This is a genomic window from Mycobacteriales bacterium (assembly GCA_035504215.1).
Taxonomy (GTDB): domain Bacteria; phylum Actinomycetota; class Actinomycetes; order JAFAQI01; family JAFAQI01; genus DATAUK01.
Window position 1 is genome coordinate 1 of the sequence record DATJSI010000043.1, and the last position, 12,397, is coordinate 12,397.

Annotated in this window: 12 protein-coding genes; 11 read left to right on the forward strand and 1 reads right to left on the reverse strand. The window is 70.3% G+C overall.

The features are described 5' to 3' along the window. Positions 1–604, reverse strand: a 604-nt coding sequence (locus VME70_04935) for a hypothetical protein (protein HTW19545.1), incomplete at its 3' end; no start/stop codon positions are given. A gap of 184 nt (positions 605–788) precedes the next feature. Here VME70_04935 and VME70_04940 point away from each other — a divergent pair. The 11 genes from VME70_04940 (at position 789) to VME70_04990 (ending at position 12,289) form a co-directional block, all read left to right on the forward strand. Beyond that, positions 789–1,574: a class I SAM-dependent methyltransferase gene (locus tag VME70_04940; protein ID HTW19546.1), complete on the forward strand. Its 786-nt coding sequence runs from the start codon at positions 789–791 to the stop codon at positions 1,572–1,574. Between the two features lie 148 nt (positions 1,575–1,722). Next, on the forward strand, positions 1,723–2,595 hold the full coding sequence (locus VME70_04945) for an FAD binding domain-containing protein (protein ID HTW19547.1): 873 nt from the start codon (positions 1,723–1,725) through the stop codon (positions 2,593–2,595). Continuing rightward, positions 2,592–3,074, forward strand: coding sequence for a (2Fe-2S)-binding protein (locus VME70_04950; protein ID HTW19548.1), 483 nt, complete (start codon positions 2,592–2,594; stop codon positions 3,072–3,074). The genes VME70_04945 and VME70_04950 overlap by 4 nt, the downstream gene beginning before the upstream one ends. Further along, a complete protein-coding gene (gene pucD / locus VME70_04955) occupies positions 3,071–5,452 on the forward strand; it encodes a xanthine dehydrogenase subunit D (protein ID HTW19549.1) in 2,382 nt (793 codons plus the stop codon). The genes VME70_04950 and pucD overlap by 4 nt, the downstream gene beginning before the upstream one ends. Positions 5,453–5,455: 3 nt before the next feature. After that, on the forward strand, positions 5,456–6,694 hold the full coding sequence (locus tag VME70_04960) for an aldolase (GenBank protein HTW19550.1): 1,239 nt from the start codon (positions 5,456–5,458) through the stop codon (positions 6,692–6,694). Positions 6,695–6,719: 25 nt separating this feature from the next. Then, on the forward strand, positions 6,720–8,048 hold the full coding sequence (allB, locus tag VME70_04965; GenBank protein HTW19551.1) for an allantoinase AllB: 1,329 nt from the start codon (positions 6,720–6,722) through the stop codon (positions 8,046–8,048). Next, positions 8,045–9,187 (forward strand): allantoicase, encoded by a 1,143-nt coding sequence (gene alc, locus VME70_04970; protein ID HTW19552.1) that lies wholly within the window; start codon positions 8,045–8,047, stop codon positions 9,185–9,187. Before allB ends, alc begins: the two co-directional genes overlap by 4 nt. Next, the gene (gene uraD, locus VME70_04975; protein ID HTW19553.1) at positions 9,184–9,699 is read left to right on the forward strand and encodes a 2-oxo-4-hydroxy-4-carboxy-5-ureidoimidazoline decarboxylase; all 516 of its coding nucleotides are present in this window, start codon (positions 9,184–9,186) and stop codon (positions 9,697–9,699) included. The genes alc and uraD overlap by 4 nt, the downstream gene beginning before the upstream one ends. Beyond that, on the forward strand, positions 9,696–10,022 hold the full coding sequence (uraH, locus tag VME70_04980) for a hydroxyisourate hydrolase (GenBank protein HTW19554.1): 327 nt from the start codon (positions 9,696–9,698) through the stop codon (positions 10,020–10,022). Before uraD ends, uraH begins: the two co-directional genes overlap by 4 nt. A 6-nt stretch (positions 10,023–10,028) precedes the next feature. Then, entirely contained in the window at positions 10,029–10,922 is an 894-nt protein-coding gene (pucL, locus tag VME70_04985) for a urate oxidase (protein HTW19555.1), read from the forward strand. After that, a complete protein-coding gene (locus VME70_04990) occupies positions 10,922–12,289 on the forward strand; it encodes an 8-oxoguanine deaminase (GenBank protein HTW19556.1) in 1,368 nt (455 codons plus the stop codon). Before pucL ends, VME70_04990 begins: the two co-directional genes overlap by 1 nt. Positions 12,290–12,397: the final 108 nt, after the last annotated feature.

A 12,397-nucleotide genomic window follows, 5' to 3' on the forward strand; every position in this document is an offset into this window, starting at 1 on the left:
CCTTCGCGGTCTCCGCCCGGTCGGCGGCCCCGGCCGGGTCGGCGGCGATCAGCTCCCGGCGAGCCGCCCGGGCCAGCTGCGCCGGGGTCCACCCGTGCTCGACCGCCTGCGGCACCAGCCGCCCGTCGACCTGCCCGGCCAACCCCGGCGGACAGGACCGCAGCTCACCGGCCAACCGGCTCACGTGCGCCAGGCTCAGCGCACCACGGTCCAGCGCGACCCACGCGGCCGGCAGCTCCCGAGCCACCTGGTCGACCAACGCGAGACGACGCGACTGCGTCCCATAAGAAGTAGCGGTACGGACCGCGAGCTCCTGACCGACCAGCCGGGCGGTGTCCTCACCCTCGAGGAACACCGGCAGGTCAGCCGCGGTGACCGCCTCGGTGGCGCTGATCATCGCCTGCGCCTGGGTCCACGCGGTCAACCGGTCCCACAACACGGTGGTCCGGACCGCGGTCGAGCAGTCCATCACCAACCCCTGCAACCGGACCAGCGCCGCCGCGAGACCCGGCCCGGGCGCAAGCTGCTCCGCCTCGCCGATGAGCACCGCGGCCCGGGCGTGCGCCGCGTCCAGCTCCGGGTCATCCACCCACCCCAACGACATGACTCGAACATACGTTCGAACCCCGACACTGTCCAGCCGACATCCACAAGCCGACATCCACAGTGGTGCGGAGGCTCCGCAAGGGGTCACGGCCGGCGTCCAGGGCGGTGGACTCTTAGCCGCGTCGCAGCGTTGCGTGGCCGACCGGCGGTCCGGTTGCTGCGCCGTGTGCAGAAGATGAGGCGTGGCCTCAACCATTTCGTTCGAGGACCTTGTCGCCGAGGGCGAGTCCGTGCCCGTCGACGGTTGGGACTTCTCGTGGTTCGAGGGCCGGGCGACCGAGGAACGCCCGCCATGGCGCTACAGCCGGCTGCTCGCGGCGCGCATGGCGGCGCTCGCCGAACTGCCCGGAGCGGCGGCTCTCGACCTTCAAACCGGTGGCGGCGAGGTCCTCGCGGAAGTTCCAGTCGCTCCGCCGACCCTCGTGGCGACCGAGTCGTGGCCGCCGAACGTCGAGCTGGCTCGTCGGCGACTGGCCCGGCTCGGGGCCACCGTCGTGGCGATGGCGGATGAGCTCGATGACCTGCCGTTCGCCGATGGGAGCTTCGACCTTGTGGTCAGCCGGCACCCGGTAGGGATCCGGTGGGACGAAGTCGCTCGTGTCCTCAAGCCGGGCGGAACGTACCTCTCTCAGGACGTCGGACATGCTTCGGTAGGCGAGCTGACCGAGTACCTCATAGGGCCCCAGCCCGAACCGGACGGCCCGACCCGGGATCCGCGCTGGTCGGTGATGGACGCGAATGCGGCTGGGCTCGACGTGATCGATGTTCGCGAGTTCCGCGGCCGGATGGAGTTCTACGACATCGCGGCGGTGATCCACTTCCTGCGCAAGGTCGTGTGGATCGTGCCGGACTTCACCGTCGCGGCGTACCGAGACCGACTCCTCCGACTGCACGAGCGAATACTCGAAGCCGGCCCGTTCCGGGCCACGTCCGTCCGCTTTCTCTTCGAAGCCCGTAAATCGCCCTAGGCCGTACGGGAGGGTTCACTACCTGCGCGTGGCTTTCACCTCGCTCCGTTCGGTGCGCCCCGACATTGCCAGTTCTGCCTGCGCTGCGCTCGGGACGATCGGAAGTCGCTGTCGGGCATGATGTCCGGAACAGGAGGTGGGTGCGCTCGTGGACTTTCTGTACGCGACCTCGTGGGACGAGGCGCTTGCAGCGAAGGCTGACCGCCCTGCGGCGGTGCCGATCGCCGGCGGGACCGATCTGATGGTGGACCTCAACTTTGATCGGCGCCGGCCCGAGGCGATGCTCGACCTCAACGGGGTCGCCGAGCTTCGCGAGTGGGAGCGCACGGGAGACGTCGTACGGATCGGCGCCGGCGTCTCGTTCACGCGGATCATCCAAGAGCTCGCGCCCGAGGTGCCTGGCTTGGCGATCGCTTCGCGAACCGTCGGCTCGCCCCAGATCCGCAACCGCGGCACGCTCGGTGGACAGCTGGGTACGGCGTCTCCGGCCGGGGATGCATTGCCGCCGTTGGTGAGTGTCGGCGCAACCGTAGAGGTCGCGTCCGTGCGCGGAGCGCGAACGGTGCCGGTGCGCGAGTTCTTCACCGGTCCGAAGCGCAACGTTCTCGAGCCCGACGAGCTGGTGCGAGCCGTGCAGGTGCCGGTCGCCGACGGGCCGCAACAGTTCGCCAAGGTCGGGACCCGCAATGCGATGGTGATCTCCGTGTGCGGGTTCGCGCTCTCCCTGCATCCCTCGCGCGGACTCGTCGGCACGTGCATCGGCTCGGCCGGCCCGACCGTGCTGCGCGCACCCGAGGCGGAGCAGTTCCTGCAGGAGGAGCTCACGGCCGGCGACCTGTGGCAGTCCCGCGCGGCGCTGGGGGAGTCGGTGATCGCACGCTTCGGCGAGCTGGCCGGAGCAGCAGCGCGCCCGATCGACGACGTACGTGGGACGGCGAGCTATCGCCGGCACGCGGTCGGTGTGATGGCTCGCCGGACGTTGAGCTGGGCGTGGTCGGACTATCAGGCGGCCGCGGCATGAGGATCACCTTCGACGTGAACGGCTCGACCGTGCACGCGGACGACGTGTGGCCGGGCGAGAGCCTGCTCTACGTTCTTCGCGAGCGGCTCGGCCTGCCCGGGACCAAGAACGCCTGCGAGCAAGGGGAGTGCGGGTCCTGCTCGGTCTATCTCGACGGGACGCTGGTGTGCGCCTGCCTCGTTGCCGCACCGCAGGCCCAGGGCAGAGTCGTGCGCACGGTCGAGAGCTTTGCCGCGGACGACGAGCTCGACCCGGTGCAGCAGGCGTTCGTCGACGCGGGCGCGGTGCAGTGCGGCTTCTGCACCCCGGGTCTGATCGTGGCGACCGACGACCTGCTGGCCCGCAACCCCGAGCCGGCCGACGGCGAGATCCGCGAGGCGCTCGCCGGCAACCTCTGTCGCTGCACCGGCTACGAGAAGATCCTCGACGCGGTGCGGCTGGCGGCGGCGAGGCGGTCCGCGGTCGACGGAGCGTCATGACTGAGACCGCGCGCCGGGACGCGCCGACACTGCCCACCCACCGGCCGGGGTCCGAAGCGACGACGACGCCGGCTCGGGGCGGAGTCGGCGAGAGCGTGCTGCGGCCGGACGGCATCCCGAAGGTCACCGGCGACTTCGCCTACTCTTCCGATCTCTGGATGGAGGACATGCTGTGGGGTGCGACGCTTCGCAGCCCGCACCCGCGGGCCCGCATTCGCAGCATCGGCATCGGTCCTGCCCTGGCGCTCGCCGGCGTCACCGCCGTACTCACGCACGAGGACGTGCCAGGTTCCAAGACCTACGGCCTGGAGATCTCCGACCAGCCGGTGCTGGCGATCGACCAGGTGCGGTACGCCGGGGAGCCGGTGGCGATCGTTGCGGCCGACCACCCCGAGACGGCCCGCCGCGCCGCGGCTCTCATCGACGTCGACTACGAAGTGCTCGACCCGGTCAGCGACATGGCAGCCGCGATGCTGCCGGACTCGCCGCTCGTGCACGAGGTGCCCACCCAGGACCACTATCCCGGTGGCGGGAACATCCTGCGCAAGATCCGCATCCAACGCGGCGACCTCAACGCAGCGGCGGACGTAACCGTCACGGGTGAGTACGAAGTCGGCATGCAGGACCAGGCCTTTCTCGGCCCCGAGTCCGGGTTGGCCGTCCCTGCAGAGGACGGCGGCGTCGACTTGTTCATCGCGACCCAGTGGTTGCACGTCGACCAACGCCAGGTGGCCGAGGCCTTGGATTTGCCGGAAGACAAGGTGCGGTTGTCGCTGGCCGGTGTGGGCGGCGCGTTCGGCGCACGCGAGGACGTCTCGATGCAGATCCACGCCTGCCTGCTCGCGCTGCGCACCAACCGCCCGGTGAAGATGGTCTACTCGCGCGAGGAGTCGTTCTTCGGCCACGTGCACCGGCACCCGGCGCGGATGCGGTACGCGCACGGTGCGCGCAGCGACGGCACGCTGGTCTACGTCAAGGCGGAGATCCTGCTCGACGGCGGTGCCTATGCCTCCAGCTCGCCGGCGGTTGTGAGCAACGCAGTGAGCTTCGCGGTCGGGCCGTACGAGTGCGACAACGTGCAGATCGATGGCCACGTCCTCTACACGAACAACCCGCCCTGCGGTGCGATGCGCGGCTTCGGCGCCGTACAGGTGTGCTTCGGGCACGAGTCGCAGATGGACAAGCTCGCCGCCGCGCTGGACATGGACCCCGTCGAGCTGCGAATCCGCAACGCGATGCGCAAGGGCTCGCTGATGCCGACCGGCCAGGTCATCGATGGCGCCGCTCCGGTCGCCGAGATCCTCCGCCTGGTGCAGAGCTCGCCCTTGCCCGCGGCCGCAGACCCTGCCGGCATCGACCTGCGGACCATGCCCGGTGGCGTCGCCAACACCACCCACGGCGAAGGAGTCCGCCGCGGCGTGGGCTACGCGGTCGGGTTCAAGAACGTCGGCTACTCGGAAGGGTTCGACGACTACTCGACGGCGCGCGTGCGGCTGCAGCTGCTCGGCGACGAGGTCAGCGCGACCGTCCACACCGCGGCGGCCGAGGTCGGCCAGGGGCTGGTCACCGTGATGGCCCAGATCGCCCGGACCGAGCTCGGTGTCGAGCGCGTCGTCAACCATCCCTCCGACACGTCCGTCGGCAGTGCTGGTTCGACCTCCGCGTCGAGGCAGACCTACTGCACCGGCGGCGCGGTGAAGCTGGCCTGCGAGGCGGTGCGCACCCAGGTGCTGGCGATGGCGACGCGAAAGCTCGGCCTCGAGGTCGACGGTGCCTCCCTGCAGGGTGGTCAGATCGTGGCTGCCGACGGCCGGTCGATCACCTCGCTCGCATCCGTGCTCGGTGACGACGTCGTTGAGGAGACCCGCGAGTTCCACCACCGGCCGACCGTCGCCCTCAGCCGCACGCCCGCACCGGACGGGGCGGTCGGGCAGGGCGATGCGCACCTGCAGTTCGCGTTTGCGGCGCACCGCGTGGTTGCCGACGTCGACGTCGAGCTGGGGCTCGTGCGGCTGGTCGAGGTGACCACCGCGCAGGACGTCGGAAAGGCGCTGAACCCGCTGTCGGTGGTAGGCCAGATCCAGGGCGGTACGACGCAAGGCATCGGTCTGGCTCTGATGGAGGAGATCCAGGTACGCGACGGCTTGATCCGCAACCCGTCCTTCACCGACTACCTGATTCCGACGATCCTCGACACCCCGCCGATGCAGATCCACGTCCTCGAGCTCGGCCACCCGACCGCGCCGTATGGGCTGCGCGGTGTCGGCGAGCCGCCGACGATCTCCTCGACCCCAGCCGTCGTGGCTGCGTTGCGAGCCGCGTCCGGGCGGCCGCTCACCCGGGTCCCGGTGCAACCCGAGCACATCGCCGGCATCTGAGCGATGGGTCTGGACGCGGGGGCCTACGAGCGGCTCGACGCCGAGCTCGCCGAGGTGGATGCGCAGCTGCTGGCCGACTATCCCGGTGATCTCGGCACCCGCCAGCCCGTGCACACGGTGTACGTCCCGGCCGACGCCGTCACCGCGACGCTTCCCGGCGACTGGGGTGAGCAGGCGCTCGGTGCGCTCGACCGGAACCTGCCCGAGCCGACGGCCCTTGCCGGCGTACTGGAGGTGGACGACGACCTGGCGGCCGCCGTGCTGCCGCGTGTGCGGGCGAAGCTCGCGCGAGAGCCGATCGAGGACCTTCGGGTCGACTTCGAGGACGGGTACGGCGCCCACTCCGATGCCGAGGAGGACGCAGCTGCGCGGGCAGCCGCGCGCGTACTGGCCGGGACCGCGCTGCCGTTCTGCGGGATCCGCTTGCGGAGCCTCGAGCCGGGCACCCGCCGGCGCGGGATCCGCACGCTCGATCTCTTCCTGGCCGAGCTGCTCGACCACGCAGCGCTGCCGGACGGCTTCGTGGTGACGCTGCCGAAGGTGACGCACGTCGCTCAGGTAGCCGCCTTCGCCGACCTGTGCGGCGCGTTGGAGCAGGCGCACGGCCTGAGCCCGGGCAGTCTGCGGTTCGAGATCCAGGTCGAGACACCACAGGCGATCCTCGCCGCCGACGGCACGGCGTCGGTCGCCCTCATGGTGCACGCCGGCGGCGGGCGGGTCGCCGGGTTGCACTACGGCACCTATGACTACAGCGCGGCCTGCGGAGTGCCGTCGCCGTACCAGAGCCTGGCGCATCCCGTTGCCGACCACGCGAAGGCGGTCATGCAGGTGGCCGCCGCCGGCACCGGGGTCCGGTTGAGCGACGGGTCGAGCAACGTCCTGCCGGTAGGGACCGCGGAGGAGATCGTCGCGGCGTGGCGCCTGCATGCGCACCTGGTGAGACGTTCGCTCGAACGCGCGTACTTCCAAGGCTGGGACCTGCACCCGCTGCAGCTCGTAAGCCGGTACGCCGCGACCTACGCCTTCTACCGCGGGGGCATGCCGTCCGCGGCCGCCCGGCTGCGGGCGTACCTGAGCGGCACGCATTCACCGGTGCTCGACGAGCCGGCGACGGCACAGGGCATGGCGGCGTTGCTGGTTCGCGGACTGCAGTGCGGAGCGCTCGACGAGGCCGAGGTGACCGAGCAGTCGGGTGCCGACCGCGTTCAGCTCGATGCGTTGTATCGGCGTCAGGTCCGCTGATGGGAAGTCCTCGGAGCACCGGGTCATGACGGTGGACCTCGTGGTGCGCGCCCAGCGCGCCGTGCTGCCGGATGGTGAACGTGCCTGCAGCGTCGCGGTCAACGCCGGGCAGGTCGTCGGCATCGGGTCGCTGAGCGAGCCGGTCGAAGCAACGCGGATCCTCGAGCTGGCCGACGACGAGGTCTTGTTCCCTGGCTTGGTGGATACCCACGTGCACGTCAACGAGCCGGGTCGCACGGAGTGGGAGGGGTTCGCGACTGCGACGGCCGCGGCAGCAGCCGGCGGGGTGACCGTGATCGTCGACATGCCACTCAACTGCATCCCGCCCACTTGCGACGTCGGCGCGCTGGAGGTGAAGCGGACGGCCGCAGCGGGGAAGTGTGCGGTCGACGTCGGGTTCTGGGGCGGCGCGATCCCGGGGAACCTGGCGGACCTTCGCCCGTTGCACGCCGCCGGGGTGTTCGGCTTCAAGTGCTTTCTGCTGCCCAGCGGCGTCGACGAGTTCCCGCCACTCCATGACCGAGGGCTGCAGGACGCGATGCGCGAGATCGCTTCGTTCGGTGGTCTGCTGATCGTCCACGCAGAGGACGCCGGCATCGTCGCCGATGCGCCGCATGACCGGCACTACCGGTCCTTTCTCGACTCGAGGCCGACGGACGCCGAGAACCGCGCGATCGCCCGGCTGATCGAGCTGTCCCGCGAGACCGGTTGCCGCGTGCATGTCCTGCACCTGTCGAGCGCGGGCGCGCTGCCGATGATCACCGCGGCGCGCGCGGCCGGCGTACGGATGACGGTGGAGACCTGCCCGCACTACCTGAGCTTCGAGGCAGGTGACATCCCCGACGGAGCGACCCAGTACAAGTGCTGCCCGCCGATCCGCGACGACGCCAATCGGGAGGCGCTCTGGCAAGGCCTGCGCGCGGGTCAGATCGACGGCGTCGTGTCGGACCACTCGCCGTGCACGGTCGACCTCAAGCGGCTCGACACCGGCGACTTCGGCGCGGCGTGGGGTGGCATCGCGTCGGTCCAGCTGGGGCTACCTGCGCTGTGGACGCAGGCTCGCGCGCGTGGCCTTTCGCTCAGTGACGTGGCCCGCTGGATGGCGGAAGGTCCGGCGAAGCTTGCCGGGCTGGCGCGCAAAGGGCGGCTGGCGCCAGGGTCCGATGCCGACTTCTGCGTGTTCGCTCCGGATGAGTCGTACGTCGTCGACCCCCTCCGCCTCAAGCACAGGAACCCGATCACGCCCTACGCCGGTCGCGAGCTCACCGGGGTGGTGCGCTCGACCTGGCTGCGCGGCGCGTGTATCAACGGTGACAACCCTGCCGGTCGGTTGCTGCGCCGAGGAGAGCGATGAACCAAGACGCCGTCGTGACAGCGAGCGCGCGCACGCTGCCCGACCTCGCCTCTCGCGCGCTCGGCGGCAGCGTGGTCGCTGCGAATGACGAGCTGTTCGCCGAGCGCGAGAACCTGATCAAAGCGGAGCCGCCGGTCTTCCAACCGCACACCTTCGGGCCGAAGGGCCAGATCATGGACGGCTGGGAGACCCGCCGTCGACGGGAGCCCGGCAGCGACTACGCGATCGTTCGGCTCGGCTGCCCCGGGATCGTCCGGAGCATCGTCGTGGACACCTCCTTCTTCACCGGCAACTACCCGCCGGAGGTGTCCGTCGACGCCTGCGGAATCGAGGGCTACCCGGAACCGTCCACGATCGCGTCCGGCGACTGGACCCCGCTCGTGGCACGGACCCGGATCGCAGGCGACACCATCAACGAGTTCGAGATCACCGCGCAGGAGCGCTTCACGCATGTCCGGCTGACAATCTTTCCGGATGGCGGCGTCGCGAGGCTTCGCGTGCATGGCGAGGTCGTCCTCGACCCGAGAGCACTCCCCGGAACGTTCGACCTTGCCGCATGTGAGTCAGGCGCTCGGATCGCCGGCTGCAGCAACATGTTCTACTCCTCGCCGAGCAACCTGATCATGCCCGGCAACGCTCGTTCGATGGGCGACGGCTGGGAGACCTCGCGAAGGCGCGACGACGGAAACGACTGGGTCGAGGTGCAGCTCGCCTGCCCCGGCCGGGTCGAGATCGCCGAGCTCGACACGTCGTGCTTCGTCGGGAACGCGCCGGGCTGGGCCCGCCTGAGTGACGGCGCCGACCGGGTTCTGCTGGAGCGCACGGCGCTGACGCCGGACACCCGGCATCGTTTCGTGCTCGACGACGACGCGTCCGTCGAGCGAGTCCGCATGGACATCTATCCCGACGGAGGGATGGCCCGGCTCCGCCTCTATGGGACGCCGAGCCCGCAGGCGCGGATCGAGCTTGCGCAGCGGTTCCTGGCCGGCCTGCCCGGGTCGCAGCTCGTCGAGGTGCTCGTCGGCGCAGGCCAGCCGCGCGCGGAGGCCGAGGCGCTGGCGGCCGGCCGGTCGATTGCTTTCGGCGACCTGCCCGAGTCCGCCCAGCACCGGCTGGCCGGGATCCGCGCGGCCCGATGACCGAGCGCTGGCTCCACGTCCTCAACGAAGGCTCGGCGGACGACCAGGTGGCTGCTGATCTCATGGCGTGCTGCAGCTCGCGCCAGTGGGCGGACCGGATGCTCGATCAGCGGCCGTACGCCGACAGCAATGCGCTGCTCGTGGCCTCCGACGCCGCGATCGCAGCGCTCGATGACGTCGGGCTCGCCGATGCGCTCGCCGGCCACCCTCGAATCGGTGAGCGCCCGACTGGATCGGCTCATGAGTGGTCGCGCCGGGAACAGTCCGGTGTGAGCACGGCAACCGCCGGCGTACTCGAGGAGATCGCGGCCGCGAACGCGGAGTACGAACGCCGCTTCGGTCGGGTCTACCTGGTGTGCGCGACCGGCAAGACGGCCGATGAGCTGCTCGCGATCTGCCGGTCGCGGCTGGGCAACGACCCGCAGACCGAGGAGGGTGTCGTGCGCATCGAGCTGGCCAAGATCACCCGGATCAGGCTGGGTCGGTTGCTCGGCTCCTACGATGCAGCGTGACCGTTTCCACGCACGTCCTCGACACCGTCACCGGTCTGCCCGCGGTCGGCGTTGCGGTCGTGCTCGAACGCCGGGCCGGCGCGGGCTGGGAGCAGGTGAGCGCCGCCAGCACGGATGACGACGGCCGGATCTCCTCACTGGGCGAGCTGTCCACCGGGGTGCACCGGATCTCCTTCGACTCCGGTGCTTACTTCGGGTCGCGTGAGATCGAGACGTTCTACCCGCAGGTCACTGTTGTGTTCGACGTGAGCGATCCCGGCCGCCACCTTCATGTTCCGTTGCTGCTGAGCCCCTTCGCCTACTCGACCTACCGCGGGAGCTAGGTATTCATGTCCGTGACCTTCGGTGACAACCAGTACGGCAAGGCGGAGGTCCGCCTGGTGCGGGTCACGCGCGGTGGCGAGCGCCACGAGCTGAAGGACGTGAGCGTGTCCACTGCGCTTCGCGGGGACTTCGCGGCCGCTCACGTGCACGGCGACAACTCGCATGTCGTTGCGACCGACACGCAGAAGAACACGGTCTACGCGTTTGCCCAGCAGTTCGGAGTCGGGGCGATCGAGGACTTCGCGCTCCGGCTTGCCCGCCACTTCGTCGACTCCTTCGACTGGGTGAGCGGCGCGAGGGTCAGCATCGAGGAGTACTCCTGGGACCGCATCGAGGTCGACGGCGCGCCGCACGACCACGCCTTCTCGCGCGGAGCGGGCACCCGCACCACGGTGGTGACTCTGGACGGCTCCGCGGCGTGGGTGGTGTCGGGCATCTCCGACCTCGTCGTGCTCAAGACCACCGGATCGGAGTTCACCGGCTTTCCCCGCGACCGCTACACGACGCTTCCCGAGGATCGGGACCGCATCCTCGCCACCGCGGTGACCGCTCGATGGCGCTACACCCACATCGACGACGTCGACTGGGACGCGAGCTATTCCGACGTACGCCGCATCCTGCTGGCGTCATTCGCGCGGAAGCACAGCCTCGCGCTGCAGCAGACCTTGTACTTCATGGGGGAGCAGGTGCTCGAAGCGCACCCGGAGGTCGCGGAGATCCGGATGTCCATGCCCAACAAGCATCACTTCCTGGTCGACCTGTCGCCGTTCGGTCTGCCCAACGACCGGGAGGTCTACTACGCCGCGGACCGTCCGTACGGGTTGATCGAGGGCACGGTCACCCGCGACGACGCGCCCGATCCCGGTCGCGCCTGGCAGAGCATCCCCGGATTCTGCTGATGGCCGAGATCGTCATCGACGGTTGCGCGATCGCGACGGTCGACGCTGCCGGCACCGAGTACGACGTCGGCCACGTCGTCGTGTCCGACGGTCGGATCGCCGCGGTCGGCAGCGGCCCGGCCCCGGAGGTCGAGGGCGCGAGGCGGGTCGACGGCAGCGGCTGCCTCGCGACGCCCGGCCTGGTGAACACCCACCATCACCTCTATCAGCGGCTCACCCGCGGGCGGGCCCAGAACAACACGCTGTTCGAGTGGCTGGTCACGTTGTACCCGATCTGGGGGCAGCTCGACGCCGAGCTCGAGCACGCCGCCGCGAGCGCCGGGCTCGCGAGCCTGGCGCTGTCCGGTTGCACGACCTCGACCGATCACCATTACGTCTTCCCGCACGACGGCGGCGACGTGCTCGCGGCGGAGATCGAGGCGGCTATCCGGATCGGGCTCCGCTTCCACCCGTGCCGCGGCTCGATGGACCTCGGCCAGTCCCAGGGCGGCCTGCCGCCGGATCACGTCGTCGAGGATCGCGACGCGATCCTGGCCGCGTGCGAGGACGCGGTGCGCCGCCACCACGATCCGTTCTTCGACTCGATGGTGCGAATCGCGCTCGCACCGTGTTCGCCGTTCTCGGTGACCGGGGAGCTCATGCGCGAGTCGGCCGACCTCGCTCGCCGGCTCGGGGTGCGGATGCACACCCATCTCGCCGAGACGGTCGACGAGGACGAGTTCTGCATGGAGCACTTCGGTTGCCGGCCGGTCGACTACGTGGAGTCGCTCGGCTGGCTGGGCGATGACGTGTGGCTGGCGCACTGCGTGCACCTGAACGGGCCGGACGTCGCGAAGCTTGCCGCGACCGGCACCGGCACCGCCCACTGCCCGAGCTCGAACGGGCGGCTCGGAGCGGGGATTGCTCCGGTTCCCGAGCTGCTCGCCGCCGGTGCGCCGGTCGGCCTGGGCGTCGACGGTTCGGCATCGAACGAGCACAGCGGTCTTGCCGTCGAGCTGCGGCAGGCGATGCTGGCTGCGCGCTCGCGGCGCGGGCCACTCGCCCTCGATGCGCGCGAGTCCCTCGCGATCGGCACGATCGGCGGGGCACGGTGTCTTGGCCGTCAGGACGAGATCGGCTCGCTCGAGCCGGGGAAGCTCGCCGACGTCGCGTTGTGGCGCCTGGACGGCCTCGGGCACGCCGACATCGAAGACCCGGTGTGTGCGCTGGTCTTCGGACCCCCCGCGCCGTTGGCGCTGTTGCTCGTCGGAGGGCATGCGGTGGTCGAGGATGACGAGCTTCGTACGGCGGACACCCGCACCCTCGCGACCGAGTCCCGGACGGCCGCCCGAACCCTCGCCGCCCGGGCGAGCGAGAAGGCTGGCTGAGTTCGATACCGCAGGAAGAACCGCCCGCCGCGTGCACGCGGCGGGCGGCAGGTCTGCGCAAGCAATGGCCTGCTCTGCGGTCGCCAGAAGCTCGTACGGATCTGTCTT